This window comes from Devosia sp. A16 (assembly GCF_001402915.1).
GTDB lineage: Bacteria > Pseudomonadota > Alphaproteobacteria > Rhizobiales > Devosiaceae > Devosia_A.
Window position 1 is genome coordinate 3,977,932 of the sequence record NZ_CP012945.1, and the last position, 16,007, is coordinate 3,993,938.

Annotated in this window: 18 protein-coding genes and 1 tRNA gene; 12 read left to right on the plus strand and 7 right to left on the minus strand. The window is 65.1% G+C overall.

Features of this window, described 5'->3' with window-relative positions:
* Window position 1: 1 nt before the first annotated feature.
* From APS40_RS19110 to APS40_RS19120, 3 genes are all read right to left on the minus strand, one after another.
* Complete coding sequence (locus APS40_RS19110) at window positions 2-790, minus strand: potassium channel family protein (RefSeq protein WP_055048564.1); 789 nt, start codon at window positions 788-790, stop codon at window positions 2-4.
* A 44-nt stretch (window positions 791-834) separates the two neighbouring features.
* Window positions 835-2,040: a sugar efflux transporter gene (locus APS40_RS19115; protein ID WP_055048565.1), complete on the minus strand. Its 1,206-nt coding sequence runs from the start codon at window positions 2,038-2,040 to the stop codon at window positions 835-837.
* A gap of 71 nt (window positions 2,041-2,111) precedes the next feature.
* On the minus strand, window positions 2,112-2,921 hold the full coding sequence (locus APS40_RS19120; protein WP_055048566.1) for a FecR family protein: 810 nt from the start codon (window positions 2,919-2,921) through the stop codon (window positions 2,112-2,114).
* 263 nt (window positions 2,922-3,184) lie between these two features.
* Here APS40_RS19120 and sugE point away from each other — a divergent pair, with 263 nt between their 5' ends.
* Both sugE and APS40_RS19130 read left to right on the plus strand, forming a co-directional pair.
* A complete protein-coding gene (gene sugE / locus APS40_RS19125; RefSeq protein WP_055048567.1) occupies window positions 3,185-3,499 on the plus strand; it encodes a quaternary ammonium compound efflux SMR transporter SugE in 315 nt (104 codons plus the stop codon).
* A gap of 200 nt (window positions 3,500-3,699) precedes the next feature.
* Entirely contained in the window at window positions 3,700-3,867 is a 168-nt protein-coding gene (locus APS40_RS19130) for a hypothetical protein (RefSeq protein WP_156342995.1), read from the plus strand.
* A gap of 8 nt (window positions 3,868-3,875) precedes the next feature.
* Here APS40_RS19130 and APS40_RS19135 read toward each other — a convergent pair whose 3' ends face one another.
* A complete protein-coding gene (locus tag APS40_RS19135) occupies window positions 3,876-4,148 on the minus strand; it encodes a cysteine rich repeat-containing protein (protein WP_055048569.1) in 273 nt (90 codons plus the stop codon).
* 92 nt (window positions 4,149-4,240) lie between these two features.
* Window positions 4,241-4,549, minus strand: coding sequence for a hypothetical protein (locus tag APS40_RS19140; protein ID WP_055048570.1), 309 nt, complete (start codon window positions 4,547-4,549; stop codon window positions 4,241-4,243).
* Between the two features lie 184 nt (window positions 4,550-4,733).
* On the opposite strand from APS40_RS19140, the gene APS40_RS19145 reads away from it, so the two are divergent.
* Genes APS40_RS19145 through APS40_RS19155 form a run of 3 tightly spaced genes read left to right on the plus strand, consistent with a single transcriptional unit; the run spans window position 4,734 to window position 8,922 of the window.
* Entirely contained in the window at window positions 4,734-5,441 is a 708-nt protein-coding gene (locus APS40_RS19145; RefSeq protein ID WP_055048571.1) for a response regulator, read from the plus strand.
* Window positions 5,441-6,769, plus strand: coding sequence for a sensor histidine kinase (locus APS40_RS19150; RefSeq protein ID WP_055048572.1), 1,329 nt, complete (start codon window positions 5,441-5,443; stop codon window positions 6,767-6,769). The genes APS40_RS19145 and APS40_RS19150 overlap by 1 nt, the downstream gene beginning before the upstream one ends.
* Before the next feature lie 56 nt (window positions 6,770-6,825).
* Window positions 6,826-8,922, plus strand: a complete 2,097-nt coding sequence (locus APS40_RS19155; RefSeq protein WP_442855876.1) for a molybdopterin-containing oxidoreductase family protein — start codon at window positions 6,826-6,828, stop codon at window positions 8,920-8,922.
* Between the two features lie 3 nt (window positions 8,923-8,925).
* On the opposite strand, the gene APS40_RS19160 is transcribed toward APS40_RS19155, so the two are convergent.
* A complete protein-coding gene (locus APS40_RS19160) occupies window positions 8,926-9,711 on the minus strand; it encodes a sulfite exporter TauE/SafE family protein (protein ID WP_055048574.1) in 786 nt (261 codons plus the stop codon).
* Window positions 9,712-9,756: 45 nt separating this feature from the next.
* On the opposite strand from APS40_RS19160, the gene APS40_RS24990 reads away from it, so the two are divergent.
* The 4 genes from APS40_RS24990 (at window position 9,757) to APS40_RS19175 (ending at window position 11,591) form a co-directional block, all read left to right on the plus strand.
* Window positions 9,757-9,969, plus strand: coding sequence for a hypothetical protein (locus APS40_RS24990; RefSeq protein WP_156342996.1), 213 nt, complete (start codon window positions 9,757-9,759; stop codon window positions 9,967-9,969).
* 11 nt (window positions 9,970-9,980) lie between these two features.
* Window positions 9,981-10,424, plus strand: coding sequence for a glyoxalase superfamily protein (locus tag APS40_RS19165; RefSeq protein ID WP_055048575.1), 444 nt, complete (start codon window positions 9,981-9,983; stop codon window positions 10,422-10,424).
* A gap of 170 nt (window positions 10,425-10,594) precedes the next feature.
* Entirely contained in the window at window positions 10,595-11,314 is a 720-nt protein-coding gene (locus APS40_RS19170; RefSeq protein WP_156343127.1) for a glutathione S-transferase N-terminal domain-containing protein, read from the plus strand.
* Between the two features lie 186 nt (window positions 11,315-11,500).
* Window positions 11,501-11,591, plus strand: a tRNA-Ser gene (locus tag APS40_RS19175).
* A 165-nt stretch (window positions 11,592-11,756) separates the two neighbouring features.
* On the opposite strand, the gene APS40_RS19180 is transcribed toward APS40_RS19175, so the two are convergent.
* Window positions 11,757-12,584: a helix-turn-helix transcriptional regulator gene (locus APS40_RS19180; RefSeq protein ID WP_055048577.1), complete on the minus strand. Its 828-nt coding sequence runs from the start codon at window positions 12,582-12,584 to the stop codon at window positions 11,757-11,759.
* 95 nt (window positions 12,585-12,679) lie between these two features.
* Here APS40_RS19180 and APS40_RS19185 point away from each other — a divergent pair, with 95 nt between their 5' ends.
* From APS40_RS19185 to APS40_RS19195, 3 genes are all read left to right on the plus strand, one after another.
* Window positions 12,680-13,579 (plus strand): SDR family oxidoreductase, encoded by a 900-nt coding sequence (locus APS40_RS19185; protein WP_055048578.1) that lies wholly within the window; start codon window positions 12,680-12,682, stop codon window positions 13,577-13,579.
* A gap of 423 nt (window positions 13,580-14,002) precedes the next feature.
* On the plus strand, window positions 14,003-14,254 hold the full coding sequence (locus APS40_RS19190) for a hypothetical protein (protein WP_055048579.1): 252 nt from the start codon (window positions 14,003-14,005) through the stop codon (window positions 14,252-14,254).
* 277 nt (window positions 14,255-14,531) lie between these two features.
* On the plus strand, window positions 14,532-15,968 hold the full coding sequence (locus APS40_RS19195; RefSeq protein ID WP_055048580.1) for a mannose-1-phosphate guanylyltransferase/mannose-6-phosphate isomerase: 1,437 nt from the start codon (window positions 14,532-14,534) through the stop codon (window positions 15,966-15,968).
* Window positions 15,969-16,007 lie beyond the last annotated feature (39 nt).

The window sequence follows — 16,007 nt, forward strand, 5'->3', positions numbered from 1 at the left end:
CCTAGTCGCCCGGGTCGGGGATGTTCAGCAGGTGCCCGCAGGCCTTGCAGTGCACCGCGTCGGGTTCATGCCGCTGCAATCCGCATTGCGGGCAGGGGAAGACCACCTTGTGCGGCCGGAACAGCGACTGCGCCAACCGCACGAATAGCGTGATGCCGATGATCATCACCGCAATCGAGGTCAGCTTGCCGGCGGTGCCCGGCAGCGTTACGTCGCCATAGCCGGTGGTCGTCACCGAGGTGACGGTGAAGTAGAGCGCGTCGACATACCCCTCGATGCCGGAATCGGGGCTTGCGAAGAACGTCAGGACGAAGCCCGAGACCAGGAACAGGAATGTCACGATATTGACGATCGCCTCGCCCTGCTCGCGGTACTGCGTCAGCCTGAACTTCTTGAGCGGCCGCCACAGCACACCGCTCCGCGACAGGGTCCAGAGTCTGAGGATGCGCAGAAAGCCGAAATTGGCGAGCCACGCCGGCAGCAGCAGCGTGACGAGGATGAAGATGTCGACAATGGTGGTCGGCTGCCGCAACCAGCGCAGCGGATCGGTCGCGGCGAGCCCGCGTGCCAAAAGGTCAGCGACCAGCAGCACGGCAACGGCGATGTCGATCCAGATGAAGCTGGGCCGATCGCGCAGCAGAGGCGTCGCAATGAAGAAGGCGATGATAGCGAGATCGACCAGCAGCACGGCAAACTGGAAGCGCAGCGCCGTGGGAGAACTGCCGTGATAAAGCAGCCGCAACTTCGAGCGCAGGCGAGCCAAACGGTGCTCGGAACTCAACTCATCCATGCCGTTGTCTCCTCATTCGGAGGATGCCCGGGCCGCGCCCGCTGTCAATGCTGCGCGGCGGGTCGCCGTTGCAGCACGTTATGCGCCACCAGCAGCACTGCCGCGCCGCAGGCGGCCAGCACCGCTGCGACCCAGAACAGCTCGAGATAGCGTCCCGGTGCCGCCACCAGGCCGAAAATCCCGGCCGAGAGCATGCCCGAGGCGACCACCGTCACATCGAGCAGCGAGGTGGACAGACCGACGCGGCCGCGGATCGCCTCCTGCATGTAGCTGATCGGCACACTCATCAGCACCGCGATGGCGACAGCCCGCGGCACCTGCAGCCAGAACACCTCGGTGACCCCGCTGGCCTGCGTCAGCAGCACCTGGTAGAGCGCGTAGATCAGCGCCCCGGCAGCGATCAACGTGTGCTTCCTGAACCGTCGGCCGAGAACGCCCCAGGCCAGCATCAGCGGAATCTCGAGGAACGCCCCGATGCCGGCCGCGATGCCGACGTCGCCGATAGTGCCGCCGAAATGGCTGACCATCGCCAGCGGCGTCGCCGTGCCGCTCACCTTGATTGCCACATTGATTAGAAGCACCCCGCATATGCCGACCAGCATCGGCAGGGCGATCCCGCCCTTGCCGTCGATACTCGGTTCGGGCGGGGTTGAGGCGACGCGGGTCGCGGGATCGGCCAGCATCAGGAGCGAGCTCGCACCGCACACGAGGTAGGCTGCAGCCGCCAGCAGGTAGACGTCGAACACCTGGTAAACCGCGGCGATCCAGCCCGCCAATGGCGGGACCATCACCCACGACGCTGCGTAGATCGAACGCAGCACCGTGATCCGGAACTCGGCGTCCCGGGGTCGGGTCTGATCATAGTACACCCGGGCATAGGCGAAGGTCTGGCTGAATGCCGAGTTGCCGAATGGCATGATCACGCAATAGGCGATGACGAACGCCATCGGGCTGCGCAGCCAGTACATCAGGCCCATGCCGAGGGCGCCGAGCAGGGCGGTGGCCAGCATCAGCAACCGGCGGTCGCCCACCCGGTCAGACAGCCAGCCGAGTGCCACCGAGGCCACCACCCCGACAATCGATGCCACCGTCAGGATCAGCGCGAAATCGCCATGGCCGATGTGCAGCGCATCGATGGCGATGATGGCGTCATACGGCGCCGTCGAGGCATAGCCGACGCCGATCGACAGCAGGCTCGCAGAGATGAGCGCTGCCATCGGCAGGCGCGGTTCGGTTGCGTCGCGAATCAAGGGGTCCTCCGCCGACGATCCCTAAGCGAGAGCCGGCGAGGGTTACCAATGAATTTCCCGGAGCCTCCCGCTTAGTCGCAGCAGTATTGATCGAAACATTCGCACTCGGGGGGCGGCTCCTCCACCGGAGCGGGGCCCGAGTCCGTATTGGCATCGAGCAGGCTGCGCGGCGTATCGGCCACGAACCCTTTGTGGAAGCACTCCTTGGCTTCCTCGACCCGGAACGCACCCAGCAGCGGAGCCTGTGACTGAGCGTAGCGGAACGACGCCTTGAGCTCCTCGCGGGCGGCGCCCTTGACGTCGTCGGTGTGGCCGAGAATCTCGGAGCGTCCGAGGTCGTAGGCACCCAACTCGCAGGTGTCGTCGAGCGTTACGCAGGTCTTGTCGAGGTTACAGAGGATCACCTGGCCGTGGTACAGCAGCACCCGGGTTTCTTCGTTGCTCGAGTTGAAGTCGAACGAGGTGCCGCGCACCCCGATAGTGCCGGTCGGGGTCTTGATGATGTAGCGATCCTTGGGCGCTCGTCCGGTGGTAAAGCGGAATGTGCCCGAGAGCGCGTTGATGGCGAACTTGCCGGCCGAGTCGTCGTTGCGCAGCAGGTAGTCCTCGATCAGCAGCGCCGAGTTCGGGCCGACCACCAGTTCGGTCTGGTCGCTGAACTTGATCTGTACCTGCCCGTCCGCGCCGGTGACCACGCGGTCGCCGATGAACACATCTGCTCCGACGGTCAGCGTCTTGGTATCGGATTTGGTCTCGACGGCCGCCGCCGGCTTGACGCCGAGCGCCTTGCCGCTGGCAGCCAGAACGGAACCGGAGAAATGGAGAAAACCGAGCGCAACGAGAGCGCAGGCGAGGGGGGCTCGCCATATCATCTTGTGCATATGCGTCCTCAGCTATGCATTGACATGGATATCGCCCGGCCCCCCGGCGGGTACGACAGCTCGTCTACTACACAAGTATCAGGCCGGGCGCCAGCCCTGCAGGCATGCAAGCGCGACTTGCGAGGGTCGAGCCTGCTCGGGCCGCCGGATCTGCGCCCGTAGCACTTCCCAGCAGGTCCGCGGGGCCCTATATCGCTGCCGTCGGGGACGGCCCGGCGATCCCTCGAGTTCATGCGGGACGGCCCGCGCAAAGGAGCAGTCCCATGGCCTGGGTCTTTCTCGTCATCGCCGGGTTACTTGAAGTGGTCTGGGCCATCGGCCTCAAATATACCGACGGGTTCACCCGGATAGGGCCCACGGCGATCACCGTCGCCGCCATGGTTGCCAGCGTCGTCCTGCTGGGCGTCGCCTTGCGAGACTTGCCGGTTGGCACTGGCTACGCCATCTGGACCGGCATCGGCACCATCGGTACGGCGGTCCTTGGCATGCTGCTGTTCCAGGAGCCGGCGACCGCGCTCAGGCTCGCCAGCATCGGCCTGATCGTTGCCGGCATCGTCGGCCTCAAGCTGGTCAGCTGAGGCCTGAGGCACGGCGTGTTGCATAGGTGCCAGCTTACGCCACGAAAAATCGCGGATAACACAAAAGTTGATGGAACCTTTTGCGGTTTTCCGTAACGTGACGGTGGGGGCTCCGTCATGCGGAGCTGATCCGCGCCGAGCGTCAGCGCATCTCGAAATGAAGGTAAAGGGGAGCCATGCTGTTCCGCTCTGCTGAGGTCGTGTCTGTCCTCACGCTCGTCGTCGCTTTGATCATTGCCAAGCACTTGCCGTTTTTCGCCGGGCTGCCGCTGTCGCAGATGACCGGCATCGTCTGCTTCATGTTCGCGATCTATCTCAGCCTGCGCATCTACAATGCCGAGCTGAAGAAGATTCGCGCCGAGGAGTAGGCGACGGACTAGTAGTCCATCGCCTCATCTCTGCCTTCGAGGACGTCGCCGCGTACTGCCTCGATGGCCTTCCGGCATGGCTCGGACAATGTCGATACATTGTCGCGAAGGCATTGCGCCAGCTGGCCGTCGCCGGGCTTCCGATCGCCGCAGGTGGCTCGGAAGTCTGCCTGGCAGGCGCGTCTCAGTTCCATTTTCTGCACTAGACTCAGTCCTGCTGCCTCGACGCCCGTCGCTGCGAGCAGCAAGCCGGCGATAACCGATACGAGAACCCGTTTCATCGCGAACTCCTTGAGTGAATAAGAAAAGCGGGGGGAGGGCCGGCGATTGGGGTCTCGAGCGGCTCCCCCCGCTCTACGGCCGATCGGGCCGATCAGTATGCCGTGACCCGGAAGCGGCGGCTGTGGCTGTTGCCGGCCGGGCCGGTTACGGTTCCCTTGCAGTCCCACTGCTCGTACGCCACGCGCACGCACATGCCCGAGCGCCGGAGCGTGTTGCCGTTGACGCCGGTGAGTTCGGATTCGCGGTAGCAGGCGCCCTGGAAGCAATAGACCTCTACCGAGCGCGTCAGGCTGCCGCGATTGGTATCGATGGTCACCTTGCGGTCCCAGGCCGAAGCGTTGCCGGCGCCACCGACCATGGCCGCCACGGCAAGGGTGAGAACGATGATGGGTTTGTGCATTTTCTGTCTCCCGATTGCGATGGGGAGACGATGCGCCGGACTCTTTGCACCGCTGTTGCAGACCGGGCTGCTCATGTAACGATTTGTAACAGCGGTGGCGTGGCGGTTGTCGCATCGTCGGCATAGCCGCTACAGCGCTTGAGCCGTTGCCAGCCGTTGCGACGGACCAGACACCGGCTGCCTCATGGACCAGACCCGCCTGCTCGTCATCGAGGACGATCCTGACATCAGCGCGTTGCTTGCCGAATTCCTGTCGCGCGAGGGTTATGAAGTGCGCACCCTGCAGACCGGTCGGCTGGCGACGCAGACCGTCGCCGGCTTCTCGCCGGCATTGGTCATTCTGGATATCATGCTCCCCGGCGAGGACGGCTTTTCCGTCTGTCGCCGCATCCGAAGCGAAAGCGCCGTGCCTATCATCATGCTGACGGCCAGATCGGACGACGTCGACAAGATCGTCGGCCTCGAACTCGGCGCCGACGACTATCTCGGCAAGCCGTTCAATCCGCGCGAATTGCTTGCGCGCATCCGCGCCCGGCTCCGGCGTTCATTGATACACGACAGGCCGAGCGCACGCCGCCGGGCGGTGGGTGAGCTCATCATCGACCTTGATGGTCGCGCCATCTCCACGCGGAGCGGCACCGTGGTCGGCCTCACCACCGCGGAATACGATCTGCTCGCCTGCTTCATCGAGCACCCGCGCCGGGTCTTGTCGCGCGACCAGTTGCTCGACTGGACGCGCGGCCGTACGGCCGATCCTCTCGATCGCACTATCGACGTCACCGTCTCTCGCCTGCGCGCCCGCCTTGCGCCGGTTGCACCCAGCGTCGTCCAGGCCATCACCACCGTCCGCAATGGCGGCTATCTGTTCGCCATGCCGGTCGAGGACGCCTGATGCGCCGCCTGCCGCTCTCCCTGCGGCTGGTGCTGATCGTCGCCGGCGCCATCTTCCTGCTCCAGATCGCGGCCTTTGCCGTGCAGGTGACCCGCGATGACGGCTTCACCCTTGGCGGGATTCGCCCGTCCTTCGCCCGCCAGGTGGTCAGCCTCGCCCGCCTGTTCGATCACCTGCCGCCGCTCCGCCGCGCCCTGGCGCTCGAGCTGCTCAACAACGCCCGTTTCGATGTTGTCGTGCTCGACAACCCACCAGCTCCAGATCCTGGTGGCCTGCTCCTGGGTTGGAGCGCCCGCGTCACCGCGGATCGGATCGCCGCCGAGGGCCTCGACCGGGATCGCATCGAAGTCAGCAATGTCCGCTCGGGACGCGGCGAGGGCGAGGGGCCGCTGGCCCGCATGGTGGGCCGACACCTGCGTATCACCGTGGCGTTGCAGAATGGTGCCTACCTCGTCATCAACCCCGCGAGCGAAGTCGATTCCTACGTCTATGGCGGAATCCTGGGCGCGGTTGCGGCGCTTGTCGGGCTTCTCATTCTGGTCCTCGCCGTCATCCTGGTGTTCAGGGAGACGCGGCCGCTGGCAGCGCTCACCGCCAATGTCGAGGCCTTTGCCCGCACGGCCTCGCCGCGCGAGCTGGAACCGCGCGGGGCCTCCGACCTCCGTTCGCTGATCGGGGCCACCAACGCAATGCAGCATCAGATTGCGGCGCTGATCCGCAACCGCGCCCTCATCCTCGCCGGCATGTCGCATGACCTGCGCACCCAGGTGACCAAGCTTCGGTTGCGCCTCGAACTGCTGCCGTCGTCACCGGGCCGCGAGCAGGCCGTCGCCGACATCGAGGCCATGCAGGCGATGGTCGAGCAGGCGCTGGAGTTCGCCTCGATTGCCGACCGGCTCGGCGGGGGCAGGGCCGACGTCGCCGGCACCCTCGACCGCATGCGCGCCGATCTTCCGGAACTGGGCTGGTCCGGTCACGCACCGCTCGCAGTCGCCATCGGGGAGCCGGCGTTGCGCCGCGTGCTCGACAATCTCATCGGCAACGCCATCGCCTACGGCCGACGGGCCGATGTCAACCTGACCGCCACCGCCACGCAAGCTCGCATTGAGGTGGCCGATCGCGGTCCGGGCGTCCCGTTGGCAGAGCGCGAGCTCATCTTCGAGCCGTTCTACCGCATCGAAGGGTCGCGCAGTCGAACTCACGGCGGCACCGGTCTCGGCCTCGCGATCGTCCGGCAGTTGGTCGACCGCCACGGCGGCCGGATCACCGTCTCGGATCGGCCCGGGGGCGGTGCGGTCTTCACGGTCTGGCTGCCTCTCGCAATCTGACAGCGGGAATCTCAGGGCAGCTTCACCCTGTCGTCGCACGACGCTGCGTGATAGATCTGCGCGCCATGAACGCCGTCACCACGCCCCGCATTGCCCGCTCGGTTTGCCCGCACGATTGTCCGTCTACCTGCGCGCTCGATGTCGAGCTGATCGACGCTTCGACCATCGGCAGGGTCCGGGGCGCCAAGGATGATCCGTACACGGCGGGCGTCATCTGCGAGAAGGTGGCGCGCTACGCTGAGCGGATTCATCACCCGAACCGCCTGACCCATCCCCTTCGCCGCGTTGGCAAAAAGGGCTCCGGCGAATGGCAGCAGATCAGCTGGGACGAGGCTTTCGACGAGATCGTTGCGCGCTGGCTCAAGATCGAGCGGACCGACGGCCCTGAGGCCATCTGGCCCTATTTCTATGCCGGCACCATGGGCCACGTGCAACGTGACGGCATCGAGCGACTGCGGCATGCACGCGGCTACTCGCTGCAATACGATACCATCTGCACCGGCACCGCCTGGCCTGGTTTTATCGCCGGCACCGGCGTACTTGCTGGCCCCAACCCCGAGTCGATGGCCGAAAGCGATTGCGTCGTCATCTGGGGCACCAACGCGGTCGCCACCCAGGTCAATGTGATGACCCACGCCGTCCGCGCCCGCAAGGAGCGCGGGGCGAAGATCGTTGCCATCGACATCTACCGCAACGGCACCATGGAGCAGGCCGATATGGCGCTGGTGCTGCGCCCGGGCACCGACGGTGCGCTGGCGGTTGCGGTCATGCACATCCTTTTGCGCGACGGCCTCGCCGACCGCGCCTACATGGCCGAGTACACCGATTTCTCGCCCGAGTTCGAGGCGCACCTCTCGACCCGCACGCCGGAGTGGGCGGCAGCGATCACCGGCCTGTCGGTGGCAGAGATCGAGGCCTTTGCCCGACTCGTCGGCACCACACCGAGAACCTATTTCCGCCTCGGCTACGGTTTCACGCGTCAGCGCAACGGCTCGACCTCGATGCATGCGGCGCTCTCGGTCGCGGCCATGACCGGCAGCTGGCAGCATGAGGGCGGCGGTGCCTTCCACTCCAATTCGGGCTCCTGGAAGCTCGACAAGTCGATGATCACCGGCGCCGACATGGGGCCGGGAGGGCGTGAGCTCGACATGAGCGAGATCGGCAAGGTGCTGACCGGCGACGTCAAGGCGCTGCACGGCGGTGGTCCGGTCAAGGCGCTGTTCATCCAGAACACCAACCCGGTCAATGTGAGCCCCGAGCAGGGGCTGACGCGCGCCGGGTTCATGCGCGACGACCTGTTCACCGTGGTGCACGAGCAGTTCATGACCGATACCGCCAAGCTCGCCGATATCGTGTTGCCGGCCACCATGTTCCTCGAGCACAACGATTATTATCGCCGCGGCGGTCACACGCGGCTGCTCTATGGCCCCAAGCTGGTCGAGGCACCGGGCGAGTGCCGCTCCAATTTCGAGGTGGTCAACGAACTGCTGCGCCGCCTCGGCTCCGACCATCCCTCGATGCACCTCAGCGATCGGCAGATGGTCGCCGAGACCTTCCGCCGTTCCAACTTCGGCGAGCTCGACGAGATCGAGAAGACCGGGTTCATCGATGGCGCCTGGCCGGCCGAGAAAGCTCGCTTCGTCGATGGCTTCGCCTGGCCGGACAAGCGCTATCGCTTCGAGCCGGATTGGGACGCCGTGGCGCGGCTCAAGGGTTACAACTGGGTCTGCGATCCCTCGGAGATGCCGCGCTTCGCCGACCACTGGGACGTCACCGAACGGGTCGACGCCGAAACGCCGTTCCGCCTTGCCACCAGTCCGTCACGCAGCTTCCTCAATTCCAGCTTCGCCGAGACCGCCGGCAGCCGGAAACGGCAGCCCGAGCCTACGGTGTTCGTGCACCCCGAGGATGCGGCCGCACTCGGCATTGCCGACGGCGATCCGGTTACCCTGGGGAACCGTCGTGGCGAAGTGGCCCTCAAGGCGGTGTTTTTCGATGGCATGCAGCGCGGCGTGCTGATCGCCGAGGGCATTCACCCCAACTCGGCGCATCGCAATGGCGTCGGCATCAATACGCTCATCGGTTCGGAGCAGGTACGTCCGTTCGGCGGCGCGGCCTTCCACGACACTGCGGTGTGGATCCGCCAAGGTTAGGGCTCAGGGACTGGTGCCGCCGCCGGCGCCATAGGCCTGCCAGAAGAACCAGCCCGTGAGGCCGATGCCGTAGACGATGACGAGGCCGCGGATGAGCTGGGTCGGTATCCGCTTGGCGACGCGTGCGGCGACGTAACCGCCGATCGTCACCCCGACCAGTGCAATCGAGCCGTGATACCAGTCGATGGCGCCCGACAGGGCGAAGCGGATCACGCCCACCAGCGCCACCAGCGTCGAAATCCACAGCTTCAGGCCGTTCATGGCGTGGATGTCGGTGAAGCCGGCCAGAGCCAGGAAGGCCAAGAGCAGCACGCCGAGCCCGGCGTTGAAAAAGCCGCCATAAACGCAGATGCCGGCGAGCAGGGCGAACAACACCACCGCCCCGGCATGCCGGCCGCGACCCTCGCCGCCGGCCAGCCGGCGCACATGGCTGTTGATCCGCCCGCCGAAGGCGAAGAGCACCACGGCGAACAGCAGCAGCCATGGCACCACCAGCACAAAGGTCTCGTTGGAGACGCGCAGCAGCAGCTCGGCCCCGGCATAGCCGAACACCAGGGCAACAATGGTGTAGCCGATCAGCTTGTCGCGATGCGCCACAATCTCGCGCCAGAACCCGACGGCGCCGCTCGCATAGCCGGGAAAGCTCGCATAGGTGTTCGAGGCGTTGGCGATCACCGGCGGCACGCCGGCGAACAGCAGCGCCGGGAACAGCACGAACGAGCCGCCGCCGGCCAGCGTGTTGATGGTGCCGGCAATGAGTCCGGCGACGAAGAGCATGATCTCGGTCATGCCAGCTTCCTAGCTTGCCGGGCCATCCCGCTCCAACGAGAAACCGTGATCTTCGCCATCACCGACGCGAATGGCCCGGCGTTGACAAAACCGTCCCGATCCACCACATGTCGCGCCGTGCTGCTGGCGCCTGCCGCTCGCCGGGTAAACCCGATGGTCAAGTCCAGCCGCGGATCATCCGTGACGCATCTCATGATCGCTCCCTTCGAGGCGGTTCATGGCAAGGCGAGCCCCATGAAGAAATCCGCCTCTTGTTGAAGAGGACCGACATGACTTTCTCTCTCGATACTCCCACGGCTGCCAGCTTCAAAGCCGAGGCCAAAGCGCTGCGCGCCGAGCGTGCGCTGGCCGGCACCCCGCTGGGGCAGGGCGCGGCGCTCGAAGAAATCGCCCGCCGTCACGGCTACCGCGACTGGAACACTGCGTCAGCCGCCATGCCGGAACGCGCGGTCAGCCCGGTGCAGGTTGGCCAGCGCGTCAAGGGCACCTACCTCGGCCAGTCGTTCATCGGCATGGTGATCGGGGTACAGCTGCTGGCCGACATGAATCACTACGAGGTGACGGTGAAGTTCGATCAGCCGGTGAACGTGTCGAAATCCGAGCTGATGGGCCCGATCTATCGCCAGCGCGTCCGGGCGACGGTCGATCTGCGCGGGATCTCGGTGGCGCGCACCAGCGATGGTCAGCCGCATATGCGGCTCCGGCGCGCCTGATCGGACGTTCGGGTTCTCCGAAGCCGAAGAATCGCTTTCAAGCGGCGGGGCTTGCTCCGCCGTTGTCATTTCCGAGTGCGGGTTGTCTTCCATCGGCAAGTGCCGATATATGGAGCCCTCATCTACCGGTGGCGTTCCGTCACCAGTTCTGCAGCAGCCACGGACTCCATCTGATGACCATACAGACAATGCCGATCGATCTTTACTATGCCGCCACGCCCAATGGCCGCAAGATCACCATCATGCTCGAAGAACTCGAACTGCCTTACGCCATCTACCCGATCAATATCGGCCGCGGCGACCAGTTCAAGCCCGAATTCCTGGCCATTTCCCCCAACAACAAGATCCCTGCGATCGTCGATCCCGAGGGCCCTGAGGGCAAGCCGGTTTCGATTTTCGAGTCCGGTGCGATCCTCAAGTACCTGGCCGAGAAGTTCGGCAAGTTCTACGGCAGCAACTGGTCCGAGCGGATCAGGATCGATGAATGGCTGTTCTGGCAGGTCGGCGGCTTCGGGCCGATGCTGGGGCAGAACAACCACTTCTCGCGCTACGCCCCCGAAAAGATCCCCTATGCCATCAAGCGTTATCAGGATGAGAGCCATCGGCTTTACCGCGTGCTCGACACCCAGCTGAAGAAGCAGGCCGAGCTCGGCAAGCACTACGTCGCCGGAGACTATTCGATCGCCGATATCGCCATCTTCGACTGGTCGCGCGGCTCGGACAATCACGGCATCGACATCGCCGAGTTCCCCACCTTTGCGGCCTGGCGCCAACGCGTCACCGAACGGCCGGCCGTGCAGCGCGCACTGGCCATCACCCTCGACCAGAGCCAGCAGATCAGCGCCGCCACCGACAAGGATGCGCAGCGCATCCTGTTCAATCAGCGCTGAGCCCCTCGTTTCTCGTGGGTGCCGGTTCCACCGGCGCCCACGCCGTCTGCCGGTCTCGGGCCCCCGCCTCCCCGCTCGAAACCGTAGCTTTGCCGGGGGCAGGCGCAGCGAGCAAAGCAATCTCCCCAGCCGCCGCCGAAAAACCCCTTGCCGACTAGGGCGATTGCCCCTATCAGACCCGGCGACGGAGAGGTGGCCGAGTGGTCGAAGGCACGCCCCTGCTAAGGGCGCAGACCTCTAAAGGGTCTCGTGGGTTCGAATCCCATCCTCTCCGCCACCCTCTGCCGACATGGCCGGATTTCCCCGGAATCGCGATCTTCGCTGGTATCTGCCGCCGCCATCACGCAGCACAGTTGCGCAACAAACTGTCTGACGCGGTCGGGCAAAAAGGCCCGGATTTGCCGGGTCTCGGGCCCTACCCACGCCGCACCTCGGCAGAGGCTCAGCAAGCGCCGGCAAGCAACGCGCGAAACTGCTCCATCACCTCGGCGTTTGCCGGAGTGTAGACCATCATGTTGAGATCGGACCGGCCCTCGACCGCAAAGGTCGAGAACTCCAGTTCGATCGTTCCGAGGACAGGGTGATGAAGGCGCTTGGTGCCTTCGCGCGTGCTTGTGATCTCGTTATCGTCCCACATGGCCTTGAATTCCGGACTGCTGGCAGAGAGCTCCTCGACCAGTTGCGCGATTTCCCTGCCAGCCCCCGCGCGTGTGGCATCGGCCCGGAATGCGCCCACGACATAGCGGGCGACGGAGCGCCATTCCTCCTGCACGGCGCGCATACGCTCATCGGAGAACATCATGCGAAGGATGTTGCGACGCTCCTTGGGCAACTTGGCATAGTCCGTCAGGATCACGGCCGCAGCCTTGTTCCATGCCACCACGTCCCATGTTGCCGTGCGGATGATGGCTGGGCTGAAAGGCATGCAGTCCAGCACCTGCTGCAGCCGGGGCGTGATGCCTGCTTGCTGGCGGTAGCGCGGTTCGGGAGGATGGCCGAAAGCGAGAATGTGCAGGTGATCGCGTTCCGGCTCGGTCAGCATCAGCCCCTTTGCGATGCGATCGACGACATGGGCGGACGGTGCGCCGCCGCGTCCCTGTTCCAACCAGGTGTACCAGGTCGGGCTGATGTTGGCGCGCTGGGCGACTTCCTCGCGCCGCAGGCCGGGTGTGCGTCGGCGACCGGGCTGAAAGCCCAACACGGCGGGATCGAGGCGCATGCGCCGGTCGCGCAGGAATGTGCCGAGAGCATTTTTCGCGCTGTCGCTCATGCGATCCTGTTGCAGATTATACTAGGATAAAGTCACTACTTTAACAGGACGATTTTCAATGAGATCACCCGCAACGTCAATGCAGGAGATTTCATATGCGTGTGTTTCTGACAGGTGCCACGGGGTTCATCGGGTCCCGAGTGCTTCGCGAATTCTTGGCCGCAGGGCATGAGGTGGTGGGTCTCACCCGCTCCCAATCCGGAGCGGCGGAACTGGCACGCGCGGGGGCGTCCGCATATCTGGGAGCGCTGGAGGATCCCGCAGGTTTGGCCAAAGGCGCCGAGAATGTTGATGCGGTCATCCACACGGCATTCGATCACGAGTTCTCCAATTTCGTGGCCAATTGCGAAAAAGATCGCCGCGTTGTCGCCGCCCTCGGTTTCGTCCTGAGGGGATCAGATCGGCCGCTGCTCATCACGTCGGGCGTCGGCATCGGCGACCCGGGCAATGGGGAACCTGCTCGCGAGGACGTGTTCGACGCTCATCATTTCAACCCGCGCATAGCCTCGGAAGTGGCCGGCCAGGAACAGTTGGCGGCGGGTGTCAACCTCGGCGTCGTCCGACTGCCGCAGGTGCATGACACGCGCAAGCAAGGCCTTATCTCGCCCTACATCGAAATGGCGCGCGGGAAGGGCGTCGTCGCCTATGTCGGCGAGGGCGCCAACCGATGGGCGGCGGGACATGTCGCCGATGTGGCCAAACTCTACGTTCTGGCGCTCCATCGTGCGGAGCCTGGCGCTCGCTACCATGCTGTGGGCGAAGAGGGCGTTGCCGCGCGCGATATCGCCGAAACGGTTGCTGCCGGGCTTGGACTTCCGACTGTCTCCCTTTCGGAGCAAGAGGCGAAAGCTCATTTCGACTGGTTTGCCATGTTCGCGGCGGCGGACCTGACGGCATCCAGTACACTGACCCGGGAGAAACTGGGCTGGCAGCCAGCGGGACCAGGCCTGCTCCAGGACCTGAGAGACATGGACTATTCGAGCAGACAGGGTTGAAGTGATGCCGCTAGCCGATGATCCGGGAGCTGCCCAGGGCATTTCACCGCTGGACTGCTCATCGTCCGTCGTAGGGGCGCGGCACGGACCCTAGGGTCTGGCCCGCCCCGTGCCTGACCACCGGGTCATTCCCGCGAAAGCGGGAACCTCTGTTTTCTTGCCCCACGCACCACTGCAAACGGAGGTCACCGCTTTCGCGGGGATGACCCTGTGATGGACCCGCAAGGAGGTGCTGAGGTCGCTCGATCTCCCCCGCCGATCAACCTGGCCGTGAAACGCTCCCGGGCCCTGATCGCTCGCCGCGGGGGCACGCCGCCTGGAAGTGCCGCAACCATGTCGCCGACGTAACGCTGGCTTAACAGGCGATGTTGGAACCTGAGCACGGATCGGGAGCATCCCGTCTTCCGATTCAGGAGTGCGTTGATGAGTGCGACGGTGTTGGCAGCTTTGCTCGCCGGCGGGTTGGGATTGGTTGCCGGCGGCTACTGCTCGACGGTTGGCTGGATCGTGGTAGGCAATCTCTTGCTGGCGACGACGGCGACGGCGTCGTTGGTGGCGAACGCCGACCTGCTCACGGCCCTCGGTTGGACAGCCCTCGCCATCGTTGCCTTCAATATCGGCCTCATGCTTGGCCTGATCATCCGCCGCCCGGTGGTCGTCCCGCGCCCCGCGTGAGCGTCTGGAGCGTTCTCTCAGCCAGCCTTGGAGATCCCGTCAGCAGCCGCGTTACCCGCGCCAGCCGATGTGAATGGGCTCTATCTGGCAAGCCCGATGGGTGCTATCGCGTTCATCGTGACCCTGCAGCGCGCGCAACCCGGGAGGTGAGAGCGCTCATGCCCCCTCTGCTCAGCGGCCGGTCGAGCGGTGCGCCATGCACCCTCCCGCTCCCTGCACATCAGAAATCTCCCGGCCGGGTACAGCGACCCGGCTGCTACTCTGAGGCCTCGATGACATGACTGAAGCCACCTTGATCGTACCGGTGATCCTCGCAGGCGGGCAGGGCACCCGGCTCTGGCCGATGTCGCGCTCGGCGCGGCCCAAGCAGTTCCTGTCGTTGACCGGCCCCACCTCGCTCTACCAGCAGACGCTGCAGCGCGTCGCTGACCCGGCGCGCTATCATCCGGCGGTGATCGTCACCAATGCCGAGTATCGTTTCCTCGTCGCCGAGCAGGCGCAGGAAGCCGGGGTCGCCACCTCCGCCGTGCTGCTCGAGCCGGTGGCGCGCAACACCGCCGCCGCCATCGCCGCAGCGGCTATCCACGTGCGCGACAGGTTCGGGGACGGGGCAGTGATCCATGTGCTCGCCTCGGATCACGCCGTCGAGGCCGACGACAACTACTGGTGGAGCGTCGAGACAGCGGCGGAGGCGGCGCGCGCCGGCAGGCTCGTGACTTTCGGCATCACCCCAACGGCGCCCGAAACCGGATACGGCTATGTCGAAGCCGGACCGGAGCTCGGCAATGGGGTGCGGTCAGTCGCCCGCTTCGTCGAAAAGCCCGACCGCGATACGGCGGCGCGGATGCTGGCGGCGGGCGGCTATTACTGGAACTCGGGCACCTTCATGCTAGGGGTCGCGAGCTTCCTCAGCGAGGTGGAAGTCCTGGCGCCCGATACGTTCCGGGCGGCTGCCGCGGCGGTCGCCGACGCTCGGACGGACCTCGATTTCATCCGCCTCGACCAGGCGGGCTTTGCCGCGGCGCCGAACATCTCGGTCGACTATGCCATTTTCGAGAAGTCCCAGCGTGTGGCTCTGGTACCGGTGACGTTCCCGTGGTCGGACCTGGGGGCCTGGGACGCTGTCTGGAAGGTGTCGGCCAAGGATGCTGCCGGCAACGTCGTCCGCAACGGCAACGCCACCTTGTCCAACACCCGCAATTCGCTCGTCGTGTCGGAAAAGGCCCATGTCGCCGTCGAGGGGCTGGATGATGTCGCCATCATCGCCTCTGAAGATGCGATCTATGTCGGTCGACTGTCGGAGGCCCAGCGCGTCGGACCGATGGTCAAGGCGCTGCGGGCCAATCCGGCGACGGTGGGGCTGACCGAGATTCACCGCACGGCCTATCGCCCGTGGGGGGGCTACTCGTCAGTGCTGAGCGGGGAGCGCTTCCAGGTGAAGCGCCTGTTCGTCAAGCCGGGCAAGAAGCTGAGCCTGCAGAAGCATCACCATCGCGCCGAGCACTGGGTGGTGGTGACGGGTACGGCTGAAGTGACGATCGACGGCAAGGTCACCATGTTGACCGAGAACGAGTCGATCTACCTGCCGCTCGGCTCGGTGCATCGTCTCGCCAACCCGGGAAAGATCCTGCTCGAACTGATCGAAGTGCAGACCGGCTCCTATCTTGGCGAAGACGACATCATCCGCATCGAGGACGAATTCGGGCGCGCCTGATCTGTCTCGATGAAGCCGGAAAGGGGCGTCGGCGTGCTC

Bases quoted from the DNA above. Each gene is read 5' to 3' on its own strand.
- APS40_RS19110 (WP_055048564.1), bottom strand. From the start codon at position 790: ATGGATGAGTTGAGTTCCGAGCACCGTTTGGCTCGCCTGCGCTCGAAG.
- APS40_RS19120 (WP_055048566.1), bottom strand. From the start codon at position 2,921: ATGCACAAGATGATATGGCGAGCCCCCCTCGCCTGCGCTCTCGTTGCG.
- sugE (WP_055048567.1), top strand. From the start codon at position 3,185: ATGGCCTGGGTCTTTCTCGTCATCGCCGGGTTACTTGAAGTGGTCTGG.
- APS40_RS19135 (WP_055048569.1), bottom strand. From the start codon at position 4,148: ATGAAACGGGTTCTCGTATCGGTTATCGCCGGCTTGCTGCTCGCAGCG.
- APS40_RS19140 (WP_055048570.1), bottom strand. From the start codon at position 4,549: ATGCACAAACCCATCATCGTTCTCACCCTTGCCGTGGCGGCCATGGTC.
- APS40_RS19145 (WP_055048571.1), top strand. From the start codon at position 4,734: ATGGACCAGACCCGCCTGCTCGTCATCGAGGACGATCCTGACATCAGC.
- APS40_RS19150 (WP_055048572.1), top strand. From the start codon at position 5,441: ATGCGCCGCCTGCCGCTCTCCCTGCGGCTGGTGCTGATCGTCGCCGGC.
- APS40_RS19160 (WP_055048574.1), bottom strand. From the start codon at position 9,711: ATGACCGAGATCATGCTCTTCGTCGCCGGACTCATTGCCGGCACCATC.
- APS40_RS19165 (WP_055048575.1), top strand. From the start codon at position 9,981: ATGACTTTCTCTCTCGATACTCCCACGGCTGCCAGCTTCAAAGCCGAG.
- APS40_RS19180 (WP_055048577.1), bottom strand. From the start codon at position 12,584: ATGAGCGACAGCGCGAAAAATGCTCTCGGCACATTCCTGCGCGACCGG.
- APS40_RS19185 (WP_055048578.1), top strand. From the start codon at position 12,680: ATGCGTGTGTTTCTGACAGGTGCCACGGGGTTCATCGGGTCCCGAGTG.
- APS40_RS19190 (WP_055048579.1), top strand. From the start codon at position 14,003: ATGAGTGCGACGGTGTTGGCAGCTTTGCTCGCCGGCGGGTTGGGATTG.
- APS40_RS19195 (WP_055048580.1), top strand. From the start codon at position 14,532: ATGACTGAAGCCACCTTGATCGTACCGGTGATCCTCGCAGGCGGGCAG.